This is a genomic window from Pseudomonas sp. RP-B7 (assembly GCF_059803535.1).
Map to the genome: position 1 here is coordinate 34,988 of NZ_JAPFHC010000014.1, position 14,687 is coordinate 49,674.

Annotated in this window: 15 protein-coding genes; 4 read left to right on the forward strand and 11 right to left on the reverse strand. The window is 62.2% G+C overall.

Annotated features, from left to right (window positions below):
- Window positions 1–124 precede the first annotated feature (124 nt).
- The 8 genes from OPU96_RS14805 to OPU96_RS14840 all read right to left on the reverse strand — a co-directional run bounded on the left by OPU96_RS14805 (window position 125) and on the right by OPU96_RS14840 (window position 8,150).
- Window positions 125–1,123 carry a septal ring lytic transglycosylase RlpA family protein gene (locus OPU96_RS14805; RefSeq protein WP_192299034.1) on the reverse strand — a complete coding sequence of 333 codons (999 nt, stop codon included), beginning with the start codon at window positions 1,121–1,123 and terminating at the stop codon, window positions 125–127.
- Window positions 1,123–2,133 (reverse strand): lytic murein transglycosylase B, encoded by a 1,011-nt coding sequence (mltB, locus tag OPU96_RS14810; protein WP_192299035.1) that lies wholly within the window; start codon window positions 2,131–2,133, stop codon window positions 1,123–1,125. Before mltB ends, OPU96_RS14805 begins: the two co-directional genes overlap by 1 nt.
- Window positions 2,134–2,150: 17 nt before the next feature.
- On the reverse strand, window positions 2,151–3,254 hold the full coding sequence (gene rodA, locus OPU96_RS14815; RefSeq protein ID WP_050572452.1) for a rod shape-determining protein RodA: 1,104 nt from the start codon (window positions 3,252–3,254) through the stop codon (window positions 2,151–2,153).
- Window positions 3,255–3,285: 31 nt separating this feature from the next.
- A complete protein-coding gene (gene mrdA / locus OPU96_RS14820) occupies window positions 3,286–5,184 on the reverse strand; it encodes a penicillin-binding protein 2 (protein WP_192299036.1) in 1,899 nt (632 codons plus the stop codon).
- 15 nt (window positions 5,185–5,199) lie between these two features.
- Window positions 5,200–5,667 carry a 23S rRNA (pseudouridine(1915)-N(3))-methyltransferase RlmH gene (rlmH, locus tag OPU96_RS14825; RefSeq protein ID WP_003176297.1) on the reverse strand — a complete coding sequence of 156 codons (468 nt, stop codon included), beginning with the start codon at window positions 5,665–5,667 and terminating at the stop codon, window positions 5,200–5,202.
- Window positions 5,668–5,676: 9 nt separating this feature from the next.
- Window positions 5,677–6,171 carry a ribosome silencing factor gene (gene rsfS, locus OPU96_RS14830; protein ID WP_003176298.1) on the reverse strand — a complete coding sequence of 165 codons (495 nt, stop codon included), beginning with the start codon at window positions 6,169–6,171 and terminating at the stop codon, window positions 5,677–5,679.
- A gap of 69 nt (window positions 6,172–6,240) precedes the next feature.
- Complete coding sequence (gene nadD / locus OPU96_RS14835; protein WP_120450098.1) at window positions 6,241–6,885, reverse strand: nicotinate-nucleotide adenylyltransferase; 645 nt, start codon at window positions 6,883–6,885, stop codon at window positions 6,241–6,243.
- Window positions 6,885–8,150 carry a glutamate-5-semialdehyde dehydrogenase gene (locus OPU96_RS14840; RefSeq protein WP_192299038.1) on the reverse strand — a complete coding sequence of 422 codons (1,266 nt, stop codon included), beginning with the start codon at window positions 8,148–8,150 and terminating at the stop codon, window positions 6,885–6,887. Before OPU96_RS14840 ends, nadD begins: the two co-directional genes overlap by 1 nt.
- A gap of 175 nt (window positions 8,151–8,325) precedes the next feature.
- On the opposite strand from OPU96_RS14840, the gene OPU96_RS14845 reads away from it, so the two are divergent.
- Entirely contained in the window at window positions 8,326–9,009 is a 684-nt protein-coding gene (locus tag OPU96_RS14845; RefSeq protein ID WP_226455807.1) for a DNA-3-methyladenine glycosylase, read from the forward strand.
- A 218-nt stretch (window positions 9,010–9,227) separates the two neighbouring features.
- A complete protein-coding gene (locus tag OPU96_RS14850; RefSeq protein ID WP_498559288.1) occupies window positions 9,228–10,544 on the forward strand; it encodes a bifunctional DedA family/phosphatase PAP2 family protein in 1,317 nt (438 codons plus the stop codon).
- Here the strand turns inward: OPU96_RS14850 and OPU96_RS14855 are convergent.
- Genes OPU96_RS14855 through OPU96_RS14865 form a run of 3 tightly spaced genes read right to left on the reverse strand, consistent with a single transcriptional unit; the run spans window position 10,538 to window position 12,219 of the window.
- Window positions 10,538–11,131 (reverse strand): LON peptidase substrate-binding domain-containing protein, encoded by a 594-nt coding sequence (locus OPU96_RS14855; RefSeq protein WP_226455809.1) that lies wholly within the window; start codon window positions 11,129–11,131, stop codon window positions 10,538–10,540. The genes OPU96_RS14850 and OPU96_RS14855 overlap by 7 nt on opposite strands.
- 21 nt (window positions 11,132–11,152) lie before the next feature.
- Window positions 11,153–11,869, reverse strand: a complete 717-nt coding sequence (locus OPU96_RS14860; protein WP_498559289.1) for an LrgB family protein — start codon at window positions 11,867–11,869, stop codon at window positions 11,153–11,155.
- Entirely contained in the window at window positions 11,866–12,219 is a 354-nt protein-coding gene (locus tag OPU96_RS14865) for a CidA/LrgA family protein (RefSeq protein ID WP_226455811.1), read from the reverse strand. Before OPU96_RS14865 ends, OPU96_RS14860 begins: the two co-directional genes overlap by 4 nt.
- A gap of 160 nt (window positions 12,220–12,379) precedes the next feature.
- Here OPU96_RS14865 and OPU96_RS14870 point away from each other — a divergent pair, with 160 nt between their 5' ends.
- Window positions 12,380–12,835, forward strand: coding sequence for a MaoC family dehydratase (locus OPU96_RS14870; RefSeq protein WP_003194496.1), 456 nt, complete (start codon window positions 12,380–12,382; stop codon window positions 12,833–12,835).
- 105 nt (window positions 12,836–12,940) lie between these two features.
- Complete coding sequence (locus tag OPU96_RS14875; protein ID WP_192299044.1) at window positions 12,941–14,659, forward strand: C13 family peptidase; 1,719 nt, start codon at window positions 12,941–12,943, stop codon at window positions 14,657–14,659.
- Window positions 14,660–14,687 lie beyond the last annotated feature (28 nt).

Below are 14,687 nucleotides of genomic sequence, written 5' to 3' on the forward strand. Positions count from 1 at the left end.
CAGCCCGCTACCAGACTGTCGCGTGTTCGGTTGCCCGCTCACCCCTTGCCCCTGGGTTTTATTGTTCAACGAGCCAACAACCACGGCTCAGGCACGCATGCATGCCCGAGCCATCAATCCTCTGTTATTCGGCGGTGACCACGCTGGGTTGCCCCAGGTTGGCCAGGCGCACACTGTTCTGTACTTGCGCGACTTCGCTTGGCGAGCTGATCGGGCCCATGCGCACGCGGTGCAGGGTCTGCTGGTTACGCACGATGGAGCTGATGAAAACCGGCGCGTTGACCATGCCGCTGAGTTTCGACCTTAACAGCTCTGCCGCATCCGGGTTGGCGAAAGCGCCCACCTGCAGGTATTGCCCGCCCGCAAGCGAGGCGCCAGGCGCGGCCCGCGGTACAACCACGGTGTCCGGTGCGTGTTGCTGCGGCGGTGGCGTCCATTGTTCGATCTTGCCGGCCGACGCGTTGACTTGCGGTTGCTGGGTGGTCGGCTCATTGAGCATCAACGGCGCCGGCTTGCCACGCTGGGCCCAGTATTGCGCCGGGTCGATGCCTTCGACCTTCACCCGCGCCGTGCCGGTTTCGGCATAGCCGAGCTTCTTCGCGGCGGCGTAGGACAGGTCGATGATGCGATCCGAATAGAACGGCCCACGGTCGTTGACCCGCAGGATCACCGTGCGGTTGTTGTCCAGGTTGGTCACCCGTACATAGCTGGGCAGCGGCAAGGTCTTGTGGGCCGCGCTCATGCCGTACAGGTCATACACTTCGCCATTGGCGGTGTTCTGGCCATGGAACTTGGTGCCGTACCAGGACGCCGTGCCCGATTGCACGTAGGTCTTGGATTCTTGCAACGGGAAGTAATTCTTGCCCAGCACGGTATACGGGTTGGCCTTGTAGGGCCCGGTGTGCAGGGTTGGCGTGGCATCCGGGATTTTCGAGACATCGACGTCCCACCACGGCGCGCCGTCTTTGTGCGCGCGGTTGATGTCCAGGCCCGGCTGGGAACGGACTACCGCCCCCCCGGACTTCTGCGCCGGACCTCGGCTGGTGGAGCAACTGACAACCAGCAAGGACAACGCGGCAAACGCCACCAGCTTGAGCGGTTTGTTGATCGGCGATACCCGCATTACTTGTTGCCCCGTGCTTGGACCAGCATGTCTGACAGCTGATGCACGGCCATGGCGTACATCACACTGCGGTTATAACGCGTGATTGCGTAGAAATTCTTCAGGCCCATCCAGTATTCCGGGCCGTTTTCGCCCTCAAGACGGAATGCCGTGACCGGCATATCGTCAGGCAGCGCATTCTGACTCGACCAGCCCAGCGCCCGCAACTCCCCGACCGTCTTGGCCGGCTCGATGCCCTGGGTCAGGCCTTCATCGGCGCGCTCCCCGCTGACATCCGCGCGGATCACCACAGGTTCGCCGGCCACCCAGCCATGGCGCTTGAAGTAGCTGGCCACGCTGCCGATGGCATCGTCCGGGTTGCTCCAGATATTGATATGCCCGTCGCCGTCAAAGTCCACTGCATAGGCGCGAAAACTGCTCGGCATGAACTGCGGCAAGCCCATCGCACCGGCGTAGGAGCCCTTGAGGGTCAACGGGTCGACCTGCTCTTCGCGGGCCAGCAGCAGGAACTCGCGCAATTCCTTGCGGAAGAATTCGGCGCGCGGCGGGTAGTCGAAGCCCAGGGTCGATAACGCGTCGATCACCCGGTAACTGCCGGTATTGCGCCCGTAAAAGGTTTCAATGCCAATGATCGCCACGATGACCTGGGCTGGCACGCCGTATTCCTGCTCGGCGCGGGCCAGTACCGCTTCGTGCTGGCGCCAGAAGTCCACGCCCCGCGCCACACGGGCGTCGGTGAGGAACATCGGGCGATATTCCTTCCACTGCTTCACGCGTTCGGCCGGGCGGGAGATGGCGTCGAGGATCGCCTGCTTTTTCTGGGCCTCGCGAAACACGCCCATCAGCTGTTCGCCGGCAAAACCGTAGTCGCGGGTCATTTCACCGACAAATTCGGCGACCTGGGGTGAACCATCGTAGTCACCGGCCTGCGCCTCTTGCGTTGCGCCCAGCAGGCCAATCAGGCCCATCCAGGACGCGTGCCGAGTCGCCCAGCCGCGCATTACTTGCATTGACATCTTCACCTTATTCAAACCTGTGCGATCCATTTGCGATGCGTATGAATCGACATCAAAACCCCAAACGCTGACAGCAATGTCACCAGCGAAGTTCCGCCGTAGCTAATGAACGGCAACGGCACCCCAACCACCGGCAGCAGGCCACTGACCATACCGATGTTGACGAAAACGTAAACAAAAAAAGTCATGGTCAAGGCGCCGGCCAGCAGTTTGCCGAACAGCGTCTGCGCCTGGGCGGTGATCACCAGGCCGCGACCAATCAACAGCAGGTAGATCAGCAACAGCGCGCAAATGCCCACCAGGCCGAACTCTTCGCCCATCACCGCAATAATGAAGTCGGTGTGGCTTTCCGGCAGGAAGTCCAGGTGCGACTGGGTGCCGAGCAGCCAGCCCTTGCCGAACACGCCACCGGAGCCGATGGCGGCCTTCGACTGGATGATGTTCCAGCCGGTGCCCAGCGGATCGCTTTCCGGGTCGAGGAACGTGAGAATCCGCTGCTTCTGATAGTCGTGCATAAAGAAGAACCACATGGCGATCGCCACGGGCACGGCGGCGGCCAGCACGCTGAGGATCCAGCGCCAGCGCAAGCCGCCCATGAAAAGCACGAAAGCACCGCCCGCGAGAATCAGCAGCGAGGTGCCGAGGTCGGGCTGGCGCACAATCAGGATGAACGGTATGCCGATCAGGATCAGGCTGATACCCACGTGTTTGAGCTGCGGCGGCAAGGTGCGCTTGGACAGGTACCAGGCGATGGTCGCCGGCATCAGAATCTTCATGAATTCCGACGGCTGGAAGCGAATCACCCCCGGAATGTTGATCCAGCGGGTCGCGCCCATGGCGTTGTGCCCCATCACATCCACCACCACCAGCAGCAGCACACCGGCCACGTAACCGAGCGGCACCCAGCGCGCCATGAATCGCGGCTCCAGCTGGGCAATCACCACCATCGACAACAGGCCCAGGCCGAACGACGACGCTTGCTTGATCAGCAGGTCCCAGTTCTTGCCGCTGGCCGAATACAGGACAAACAGGCTGCCGGCCGCCAGGGTCAGCAGCAGGATCAGCAACGGGCCATCGATGTGCATGCGTTGCAACAACGTCGCGCGGCGACGCATCACATCCTCGCTGGAGAGGATGCGGTCAAAATTACTCTTCACTGGCCGTAACCTCGGTGCTTGAAGGGGGGCCGCCATATTCGGGCTTGAGCCTGCCGTCGTCGGCCAACAGCCAGGCGTCCATCACTTGGCGCACCACGGGGGCGGCGACACCGGAGCCGGACTCGCCGTTCTCGACCATCACCGCGACCACGATCTTCGGATCGTCCGCCGGCGCGAAGCCGACAAACAAGGCGTGGTCACGGTGGCGCTCCTGGACCTTGGAGCGGTCATATTTCTCGCCCTGCTTGATCGCGACCACCTGGGCCGTACCACTCTTGCCGGCGATGCGGTATTGCGCGCCAATCGCCGCCTTGCGCGCGGTGCCACGGGCGCCGTGCATCACTTGCTGCATGCCGTGGTTGACCTTGGTCCAGTCGGACGGGTCGCGCAGCACGATGTCGGCAATCGGGTTTTCGTCCACCGGTTTCTCGCCTTCGATGGTCTTGGCCAGGTGCGGACGGTTCCAGATGCCTTTGTTGGCCACCAGCGCGGTGGCCTGGGCCAGTTGCAACGGCGTGGCCTGCATGTAGCCCTGGCCGATCCCGAGGATCAGGGTTTCGCCGGGGAACCAGGCCTGGCGGCGGGTCGCGCGCTTCCATTCCCGCGACGGCATCAGGCCAGGGGATTCTTCGAACATGTCCAGGGAGACTTTCTGGCCAAGGCCGAACTTGCCCATGTAGGCAGAGAGGCGGTCGATCCCCAGCTTGTGGGCCAGGTCGTAAAAATAGGTGTCGTTGGAGCGCATGATCGCGGTGTCCAAATCGACATAGCCGTCACCGGTACGGTTCCAGTTGCGGTATTTGTGATCGTAGTTGGGCAGCATGTAGTAGCCCGGGTCGAACACCCGGCTGGAGGCCGTGACCACGCCCGCGTCGAGCCCGGCAATCGCCACCGCCGGCTTGATCGTCGAGCCCGGTGGATACAGGCCGCGCAACACGCGGTTGAACAGCGGCCGGTCGATCGAATCGCGCAACTCGGCATACGCCTTGAAGCTGATACCAGTGACAAACAGGTTGGGGTCGAAACTCGGCTGGCTGACCATCGCCAGCACTTCGCCCGTTGCCGGGTCCAGCGCCACGACGGCACCACGCCGCCCGCCCAGGGCCATCTCCGCCGCTTCCTGCAGCTTGATGTCCAGGCTCAGCACGATGTCCTTGCCCGGCACCGGGTCGGTGCGCTTGAGCACCCGCAGCACACGGCCACGGGCATTGGTCTCGACTTCCTCGTAACCCACCTGGCCGTGCAGTTCCGGCTCGTAGAAACGCTCGATGCCGGTCTTGCCGATATGGTGGGTGCCGCTGTAATTGACCGGATCGAGGCTTTTCAGCTCTTTCTCGTTGATCCGCCCCATGTAGCCGACGGAGTGGGCAAAGTGCGGCCCTTGCGGGTAATGCCGTACCAACTGCGCCACCACTTCCACACCTGGCAAACGGAACTGGTTCACCGCGATCCGGGCGATCTGTTCTTCAGTCAACTCAAACAGGATCGGCACCGGCTCAAATGGCCGGCGCCCCTGCTTCATGCGTTTTTCGAAGACCACCCGGTCTTCCGGGGTCAGTTGCAGCACTTCGACGATCACATCGAGGACCTGCTGCCAGTCGCCGGAGCGCTCGCGGGTCATGCTCAGGCTGAAGCTGGGCCGGTTGTCCGCGACCACCACGCCATTGCGGTCGAAGATCAGCCCGCGGGTCGGTGGAATCGGCTGCACATGCACCCGGTTGTTTTCCGACAGCGTGGAGTGATAGTCGTACTGGATCACTTGCAAAAAATACAGGCGCGCGATCAGCACGCCGATCAACCCCACCACCAGAAACGCACCAAACACCACGCGAGCGCGTACCAGACGTGCGTCTTTCTCGTGGTCCTTGATGCGGATCGGCTGGGTCATCGGGAGGGGCGCAGGCTATTTGTGGTAAGGGTGCCCGGACAGAACTGTCCAGGCGCGATACAGCTGTTCACCGATCAGAATCCTTACCAACGGGTGCGGCAACGTGAGCGCCGACAGCGACCAGCGCTGGTCCGCCCGCGCACAGACTTCCGGCGCCAGCCCCTCGGGGCCACCGACCATGAAGTTGACCGTGCGCGAATCCAGGCGCCAGCGATCCAGTTCCACCGCCAACTGCTCGGTGCTCCAGGGTTTGCCGTGCACCTCGAGGGTGACGATGCGCTCGTTGGGGCCGACCTTGGCCAACATGGCTTCGCCTTCCTGACGGATAAAGCGCGCCACATCGGCATTCTTGCCCCGGGTATTGAGCGGTATCTCCACCAGTTCCAGCGACAGCTCGGCGGGCAGACGCTTGGCATACTCGTGCCAGCCTTCTTCTACCCACTTGGGCATGCGTGAACCGACAGCAATCAGACGCAGGCGCACAGCCGTTCCTTATTCCTGGTCTTTGTTCAGCTTGTCGAAGTGCGCGTGGCCCACTTCCGGGCTGTGGTGCTTGCCATCGGCGGCACGGCTCTGCTCGGCGCCTTTCCACAGACGCTCGAGGTCGTAGAACTGACGGGCGTTGGAAGTCATCATGTGAACGATCACGTCGTCCATGTCCAGCAGGACCCAGTCGCTGTCGCCCTTGCCTTCTTCACCCAGCGGCTTCACGCCTTGGGCTTTGACGGCTTCGCGGACTTTATCGAGCATCGCGCCGATCTGACGGTTCGACGTACCGGTGGCGATGATCATGAAGTCGGTGATGCTTTGCTTGTCACGCACGTCCAGCACCTGGATGTCCTGGGCCTTGACGTCTTCCAGGGCCGCCACGGCGACTTTGACCAGCTCTTCGCCAGCCAGCTCTGGGCCAACGTGGGCTTCAACCGGCAGCGGGGCGCTTTTGAAGGTGCCTTTGCGCTTAACTTTGCTTACGTCTTTGTTCGTCATATAAAACTCGTTTTGCTCGTATGTTCGGGTGCTCGCTGTACGACTGTTCGTACGTTCAAGCACGCCTTTTCAGTTCGACGCACGGTAAAGCCCGTGCGCATCGATGTAGGCCAGGACCGCGTCAGGCACCAGGAAACGTACCGACTTACCGCTGGCCAGCAGTTGACGGATCTGGGTGGCGGACACCGCAAGCGGGGTCTGCCAGACGAATGCAATATTCCCGTTCGGCCCGGTCAGGGCCAAGGGGTCACTTACCGACCGCGCGGCCAGCAGGTTGCGCAAGGCATCCGGCGGTTCGCTGTCGGCATCCGGGCGTTGCAGAACCAGGATGTGGCAATGCTGGAGGAGTTCCTCCCAGCGATGCCAAGAGGGCAGGCCGCAAAATGCGTCCCAGCCCAGAAGCAAAAACAACTGGTCATCGGCGGCCAGTTCGGCGCGCATCAGCTCCAGGGTGTCAACAGTGTAGGACGGTTTATCGCGCTTGAGCTCACGGTCGTCCACCACCAGCGGCGCGATGCCTTCAACGGCAAGGCGCACCATTTCCAGGCGCTGCTGCGGCGACACCTGCGGAGTATCGCGGTGCGGCGGCCGGAAATTGGGGATCAGGCGCAACTCATCCAGCGCGAGGGCATCCGCGACTTCCAGGGCACTGCGCAAATGGCCGATGTGCACGGGGTCGAAAGTACCGCCGAGCAGCCCGATGCGTTTAGCCATCAAGTGCGCACATGTCCGTCGCCGAACACCACGTACTTCTCGCTGGTCAGGCCTTCGAGGCCAACCGGGCCGCGGGCGTGGAGCTTGTCGGTGGAAATACCGATCTCGGCGCCCAGGCCATACTCGAAGCCGTCGGCAAAACGCGTCGAGGCGTTGATCATCACCGAAGCGGAGTCCACTTCGTTGAGGAAACGCCGCGCATCGCTGAAATGCTCGGAGACGATCGCGTCGGTGTGCTTGGAGCCATAGGTGTTGATGTGCTCGATGGCCTCGTCCAGGTCATCGACGATCTTGATCGACAGGATCGGCGCAGTGTATTCGGTGTACCAGTCCAGCTCGGTCGCCTCGATCACGTCCGCGCCGAGCAGCGCGCGGGTACGCTCGCAACCACGCAATTCCACACCTTTATCCCGGTAGATGGCAGCCAGCGGCGGCAGCACGCGCTCGGCAATGCCGGCGTGCACCAGCAGGGTTTCCATGGTGTTGCACGGGGCGTAGCGGTGGGTCTTGGCGTTGTCGGCGATGCGGATCGCCTTGTCGATGTCGGCAGCGATGTCGATGTACACGTGGCACACGCCGTCCAGGTGCTTGATCACCGGCACCTTGGCATCACGGCTGACGCGCTCGATCAGGCTCTTGCCACCGCGCGGCACGATCACGTCGACGAATTCCGGCATGGTGATCAACGCGCCAACGGCGGCGCGGTCGGTGGTTTCCACCACTTGCACCACTTCGGCCGGCAATTCGGCCACGGCCAGGCCCTGCTGGATGCACGTAGCAATGGCGCGATTGGAGTTGATGGCTTCGGAGCCGCCACGCAGGATAGTGGCGTTGCCGGACTTGAGGCACAGGCTCGCGGCGTCGATGGTCACATTCGGACGCGACTCATAGATGATGCCGATCACGCCCAGGGGCACGCGCATCTTGCCAACCTGGATGCCGGACGGCAGGTAGCGCATATCGCGGATTTCACCGATGGGGTCAGGCAGCTTGGCCACCTGACGCAGGCCTTCGATCATGTCGTCGATACGTGCCGGGGTCAGCGCCAGGCGGTCCAGCAGTGCCGGCTCCAGGCCATTGGCGCGGCCGTTGGCCAGGTCCAGTTCGTTGGCGGCGCTGAGCTCGGAGCGCGAGGCATCCAGAGCGTCGGCGGCCGCCAGCAGGGCGCGATTCTTCTGCGCAGTGCTCGCACGGGCGATCAACCGCGAGGCCTGACGGGCAGCGCGACCCAGGCGGGTCATGTAGTCAAGAACGGACTCAGTCATAGTCAGGGAGTCTTGGCAGGGAGGAAAGCGGCAGATTATAGCTGTGACGCCGCTCGACTGACAGCGGTGAGGGGCGGATGGTCGAAATGAACTGTAAAAACCTGGGGTTCAGCGGTAATTAAGGCGGGAGTTGTTACTATTCCATCACTTTTAGCCGTATCAACCCCTGACCGCCATGCCCAATTCAGCCACCCAACGCCCCGCCAGCGCCCTGCCCGACAGCTTCTTCGACCGTGACGCGCAGATTCTCGCGCGGGAATTGCTCGGAAAAGTCATACGTCATCGTGTCGGTGAAATCTGGCTTTCGGCGCGAATTATCGAAACCGAAGCCTATTACGTGGCCGAAAAAGGCAGCCACGCCTCACTCGGCTACACAGAAAAGCGTAAGGCTTTGTTTCTGGACGGTGGGCACATCTACATGTACTACGCCCGTGGCGGTGATTCGCTGAACTTCAGCGCCCAGGGGCCGGGCAATGCCGTGCTGATAAAGTCGGCTTATCCATGGGTCGATGAACTGTCCGGGCCAGCGAGCCTGGCGCAGATGCTGCTGAACAACCCCGATGCCAATGGCAGCCCGCGCGCCGCGCAAAAGCTGTGTGCGGGCCAGACGCTGTTGTGCAAGGCGCTGGGATTGAAGGTGCCGATGTGGGATGCCAAGCGCTTCGACCCGCAGAATCTCTACGTTGAAGACGTAGGCCAGGTGCCGACGCAGACCATCCAGACCACCCGCCTGGGCATCCCCAGCGGCCGCGACGAGCACCTGATGTATCGCTTCGTCGATGCTGGCTACGCGCCTTACTGCACACGGAACCCGCTGCGCAGGGGCCAGGTCGAAGGTCGCGATTATTTTTTGATGTGAACTGATTGGCCAGTTATGCCTGCTGAACATCAATTCGCAGGCACAGCAGACCCTATGTTGGAGCGGGCTTGCTCGCGAAAGCGGTGGCTCAGTCACCGATTTTATCAACCGATACACCGCTTTCGCGAGCAAGCCCGCTCCCACAGTTTGATCTTCAGTGTTTCGGGCTACGCATTACCAAGCGCGCAAGCTGAATAGAATAGATGGAGTGGATTTGTATGGGCCAATGGCTCGATAGCATCACCGGCTGGCTGACCCTCAACCCCGAATGGCTGGCGGTGGCAGTGTTTATCGTCGCGTGCGTGGAGTGTCTGGCCATCGCCGGGTTGATCGTGCCGGGCACGGTGATGCTGTTTGCGATCGCCGCACTCGCCGGCAGCGGCGCGCTGTCATTGAGTGAAACCCTGTTGCTGGGCTTTCTCGGCGGCTTGCTCGGCGACGCAATTTCCTACTTCCTTGGCCGATACTTCCATCAGAACATCCGGCGCCTGCCCGGCCTGCGCCATCATCCTGAATGGATGAACGCTGCCGAGAGTTACTTCCACAAGTACGGCATTGCCAGCCTGCTGGTCGGACGTTTCATCGGCCCCTTGCGCCCTATGCTGCCGATGGTTGCCGGCATGTGCGACATGCCGCTCCCCCGCTTCGTCGCCGTGAGTATTCTGGCGGGCGCTGGCTGGTCGGTGGCCTACCTGCTGCCCGGCTGGGCGACCGGTGCGGCGTTGCGCCTGCCATTGCCGCAGGGATTCTGGCCGGAAGCGGCGGTTGTCGCGGCATCTATCGCCATATTGCTGGGACTGAGCCTGAACAGCAGCCTGCGCGGCCATCGGCGGGCCACGCTGTGGGTGGGTTGCGCCAGCCTGACGCTGTTGATCGCGCTGTTTATCGGCTACCCCCACCTCAATGACTTCGACCAAGGCCTGATCGCGCTGGTACAAGAGCACCGCAGCACATGGCTGGACGAAGTGATGGTGCGGATCACCCAACTGGGTGAATTCAAGAAGATGTTCGTTGCCAGTGCGATCTTCACCGGCTTGCTGCTGCTGGCCCGGCAATGGCGCCATGCGGTGTTTGTCGGCGCCACGCTGGCCGGCGCCGCCGTGATCAACACCGCCGCCAAGTTGTTTTTCGCCCGTGGCCGCCCGGAGATCCTCACCGACCCGCTGACCAGCTTCAGCATGCCCAGCGGCCATGCGTCGGGCTCTTTCGCATTTTTCCTGGCGCTGGCGATGCTGGCCGGCCTTGGGCAACCGACACGACTGCGCATGACCTGGCTCCTGCTGGGCTGCATTCCCGCCGCGTTCATCGCCTTGTCGCGGGTCTACCTGGGCGTGCACTGGCCGACCGACATCCTCGCCGGTACCCTGCTGGCGATGAGCGTCTGCGCCTTCAGCCTGAGCCTCAGCCAGCAGCGCAGCCCACTGCCAGCCTTGTCGCGCAAAGCCTGGTGGCTACTGTTGCCGGCCATCGTCGCGGTACTGAGCTTTATCGCCCTCACCGGCACGCCTCACGCGCTGCTGCGATACGCCTATTGAGTGAAGAGCTCGCCCTGCAACTCGTCGAGCAACATCTGGATCGCATCCAGGCGCTGCTGCGGATCGTCGAGTTGCAGCAGGTCGATCTTGTCGGCCTCGGTGAACGGCAGTAGATAGGCCAACTGGTTGCCCAGGGCTTGCTGGCCGTCGGCGTGGGTGTCCATGTCCAGCGAGGCCACCATCGGATGCTCGGCCAGCGCCTGGAGCAACGCCAGCAGGTCGGCATCCTCCTCTTCCAGCGGCTGGTCCGGCGCCTCGTCCAGCCATTGCACCTCGGCCAGCAGCAACTGGTCCTTCTGCACCCCGGCATCACGCACGCGGAAACGCCGCCCGCCTTCGACACGAATCCCCAGCAGGCCGTTGTCCTGTTGCTTGAAGTCGCGGATCAACGCTTCGCAGCCAATCAACGCGTAGCCATCCGGGGCCAGGCCCACTTCCTTGCCGTCGAGGATGCACACCACGCCGAAGCTTTCGCCCTTTTTCATACAGCGGCTGATCATGTCCAGATAGCGCGCCTCGAACAGTTGCAAGTCGAGAGTGCAGCCAGGGAACAACACGGTATTGAGCGGAAACAGCGCCAGACTCATAAAGGTTTCCTTAAACCCGGTTTAAACGATCACCGACACAGCCAGCGGCAGGAACACCGCCGTAGCCACGCCCATCAGACTCATGGCCAGCGCCGCAAAGGCACCGCACTCTTCACTTTCCTGCAATGCCACCGAGGTGCCGACGGCGTGGGCAGTCATGCCCAGTGCCATGCCGCGCGCCTCGGGACTGAGCACCCCCAGGCGCGACAACAACGCCGGGCCGACCATTGCGCCGACCACGCCGGTGATCAGCACAAACACCGCGGCCAAGGCCGCCACGCCGCCGATCTGCTCGGCCACCAGCATGGCAATCGGCGACGTCACCGACTTGGGCGCCATGGTCATCAGCATCATGTGCTCGGCGCCAAACCACCAGCCCAGCAGCACACACAAGCCGGTGGCCAACACCCCGCCTATCACCAGCGTAGTAAAAATCGGCCAGAACAATTGACGAATGCGCCGCAGGTTCAGATAAAGCGGCACCGCCAGCGCCACGGTCGCGGGGCCGAGCAAGGTGCCCATGATCTCGGTGCTCTTGCGGTACTCGGCGTAACTCAGGCCACAGGTGAGCAAGATGCCGATCACCAGCAGCATGGACACCAGCACCGGCTGCAGGAAGATCCAACGGGTTTTCTCGAAACCGGCCAGCACCAACTGATAGGCGCCGAGGGTAATACCAATGCCGAACAAGGGGTGGTGAATCACTGCGGCCCACGCGCCGTACCAGTCGAAGATCATTGATCCTTCTCCTTGCGCTTGACCATGCGCTGCATCAGCACACCGACAAACCCCATGGCGATCACCAGCGACAGCACCAGCGCGCCGACGATAGCCCAGAAGTCCGCCGCGATGTCCTTGGCATAGACCATCACCCCCACCGCCGGCGGCACCAGCAGCAGCGGCAGATAACGCAGCAGGCTGCCGGCCGCCAGGCTCAGGGGCTCGCCGACCTCACCGTTGCAGATCAGAAAGCCGAGCAGCAGCAACAAGCCGATAATCGGCCCCGGCAATATCGGCAGCAGCAAATGGTTGATCGCCGTGCCGATCAATTGGAACAGCACCAGCCATGTCAGCCCACGTAACAGCATCCGTTCTCTCCCCCGTCAAAACCCGCCCGCATTATAAGCACGCCCGCCCTATGCTCCGGCATTCGCCAAAAGCATGGTGGGTTGACCGAGCCTGTTGCCCATGATGATCTAAGATGGATTTCGCCTACCTATAAAAACCGATGAACCAAGGAGAGACGCAATGCCCTATGTACCTGTAGCGCAGCTCAAAGATTATGTCGGCAAGGAACTGGGACGTTCCGAATGGCTCACCATCGACCAGGCGCGGATCAACCTGTTCGCAGAGGCCACCGGCGATCATCAGTTCATCCATGTCGACCCGGTCAAGGCCGCGCAAACCCCGTTTGGCAGCACGATTGCCCACGGTTTCCTGTCGCTGTCGCTGATGCCCAAGTTGATGGAAGACATCCTGATCATGCCCGAAGGCCTGAAAATGGCCGTCAATTATGGCCTGGACAGCGTGCGCTTTATCCAGCCGGTCAAGGTCAATTCCAAGGTGCGCCTGAACGTGACGCTGACGGACGTCACCGAGAAAAAACCCGGACAATGGCTGTTCAAGGCCACGGCGACCCTGGAAATCGAAGGCCAGGAAAAACCCGCTTACATCGCCGAGTCGCTGTCACTCTGCTTCGTGTAAGCCCGGCCCTGTGATGAGGCACTGAAACTCATCACAGGGTATGTAAATTTATGTATGAACCTCGCGGCTGCGGCATACTCGGCGCTCAATTATCCGGATCCCGCTATGCGCCCACTTGCTCCCCTTGCCCTTGCCCTGTTGCTCACCGCTTGCGGAGACGGCGAATCGCTGTTGCCGCCCGATGCGCGCCTGCCCGATGGCGGCCGCTACCGGGGTGATGTGGTCAATGGTTTGCTGCAAGGCCAGGGCCGCGTCGACTACCCCAACGGCAGCTGGTACGCCGGCCAGTTCGACAACGGCCAGTGGCACGGCCTGGGTGAATGGCACGGCAGCAACGGCGAAGTCTACAAAGGCGAGTTCCAGCAAGGCCTGTTCGACGGCCAGGGCAGCCTGACCACGCCGGGCAGCAGCTATGTCGGTGGTTTCAAGCGTGGCCGACGCAACGGCGAAGGCACCCTCAAAGAGGGGCAGATGACCTATCGCGGCGAATTCAAGGATGATCAGTACTCCGGCCTCGGGCGCCTGGAGTTGGCCGATGGCAGCCAATACCAGGGCCAGTTCGCCCACGGCAAGCCCAATGGCGAAGGCCAGCGCAACGACGACAGCGGCAACCAGTTCAGCGGCCACTTCGTCGATGGCCAGCTCGAAGGCAATGGCACTTTCAATAGCGCCGACGGCGACATCTATGTGGGCCAGTTCAAACAAAACCAGCTCAACGGCAAGGGCCGTTATGAAAACGCCGACGGCGACGTGTGGATCGGCCAGTTCAAGGAAGGCGCGCTGAGTGGCAAAGGCGAGTTGATCGGCGTGGACGGCAGCCATTATGTCGGCCAGTTCAGCGATTGGCGCTTTACCGGCGAGGGCCGCCTGAACCTCACCGACGGCAGTTTCTATATCGGCGGCTTCGACAGCGACAACTACCAGGGCCGCGGCACTCTCGTGCTGACCGACGGCACCGTGCAAGCCGGCACCTGGGTCAACGGCATGCGCGTGCGCGACGCCGACGGCAAACTGCTCCCCGACCCACTGGAAATCGGCGTACTGGCCCAAGGCCAATTGCTCGATGCAGCCCTCGCCGCCGTGCCCGCCTCCACTCCCGCCGTCGAGCTGTACACCCTGGTACTGGCCGGCGACGGTAAACAAAGCGTGTTCCTGCGTGAGGCCGATTACGTCAGCAACATGCTCGCCACCCGCTTCGGCGCGCGCGGGCAGATCCGCCTGGTCAACCACCGTGACCATATCGCCGACCGCCCCCTGGCCACCCGCGAAAGCCTGCGCCGCGCCGTGCAGACCCTGGCCGAACGCACCGGGCCGGAAGACCTGGTGTTTATCTACATGACCAGCCACGGTACCCATGAACACGAACTGGTGCTGGACCAGCCGCGCATGGAGCTGGCTGACTTGCCGGCCGACGAACTGGCCGCCGTGCTCGCACCGCTGAAAAACCGCGACAAGGTCATCGTGATTTCCGCGTGTTATTCCGGCGGGTTTATTCCGACGCTGAAGGATGAGCGTACCCTGATCATGACCGCCTCGCGCGCCGACCGGGTGTCCTTCGGTTGCTCCGAAGAAGCCGACTTCACCTATTTCGGCGACGCCCTCTTCGCCCAGGCCTTCAACCAGACCGACGACCTGCAGCAAGCCTTCAAACTGGCGCAACTGCATGTCAGCGAACGCGAACAGGCAGACAACTTCGAAGCTTCGGAACCGCAGATCTGGGCGCCGAAAGGCGTGATCGCCCACTGGCAGTTATTACGCAAACAGCAGGCACGAAAGGCGCTGGAAAGCGTCTCAATGAATAGCAAGGAAGCCAAAGGCAACTAAGCTGTAACGTGTAACAGGGGGAAACACC

Excerpts from the sequence above, each read along its gene's own strand:
- OPU96_RS14805 (WP_192299034.1), bottom strand. The coding sequence starts at position 1,123 with ATGCGGGTATCGCCGATCAACAAACCGCTCAAGCTGGTGGCGTTTGCC.
- mltB (WP_192299035.1), bottom strand. The coding sequence starts at position 2,133 with ATGCAAGTAATGCGCGGCTGGGCGACTCGGCACGCGTCCTGGATGGGC.
- rodA (WP_050572452.1), bottom strand. The coding sequence starts at position 3,254 with ATGCGTCGCCGCGCGACGTTGTTGCAACGCATGCACATCGATGGCCCG.
- mrdA (WP_192299036.1), bottom strand. The coding sequence starts at position 5,184 with ATGACCCAGCCGATCCGCATCAAGGACCACGAGAAAGACGCACGTCTG.
- rsfS (WP_003176298.1), bottom strand. The coding sequence starts at position 6,171 with ATGACGAACAAAGACGTAAGCAAAGTTAAGCGCAAAGGCACCTTCAAA.
- nadD (WP_120450098.1), bottom strand. The coding sequence starts at position 6,885 with ATGGCTAAACGCATCGGGCTGCTCGGCGGTACTTTCGACCCCGTGCAC.
- OPU96_RS14840 (WP_192299038.1), bottom strand. The coding sequence starts at position 8,150 with ATGACTGAGTCCGTTCTTGACTACATGACCCGCCTGGGTCGCGCTGCC.
- OPU96_RS14845 (WP_226455807.1), top strand. The coding sequence starts at position 8,326 with ATGCCCAATTCAGCCACCCAACGCCCCGCCAGCGCCCTGCCCGACAGC.
- OPU96_RS14850 (WP_498559288.1), top strand. The coding sequence starts at position 9,228 with ATGGGCCAATGGCTCGATAGCATCACCGGCTGGCTGACCCTCAACCCC.
- OPU96_RS14855 (WP_226455809.1), bottom strand. The coding sequence starts at position 11,131 with ATGAGTCTGGCGCTGTTTCCGCTCAATACCGTGTTGTTCCCTGGCTGC.
- OPU96_RS14860 (WP_498559289.1), bottom strand. The coding sequence starts at position 11,869 with ATGATCTTCGACTGGTACGGCGCGTGGGCCGCAGTGATTCACCACCCC.
- OPU96_RS14865 (WP_226455811.1), bottom strand. The coding sequence starts at position 12,219 with ATGCTGTTACGTGGGCTGACATGGCTGGTGCTGTTCCAATTGATCGGC.
- OPU96_RS14870 (WP_003194496.1), top strand. The coding sequence starts at position 12,380 with ATGCCCTATGTACCTGTAGCGCAGCTCAAAGATTATGTCGGCAAGGAA.
- OPU96_RS14875 (WP_192299044.1), top strand. The coding sequence starts at position 12,941 with ATGCGCCCACTTGCTCCCCTTGCCCTTGCCCTGTTGCTCACCGCTTGC.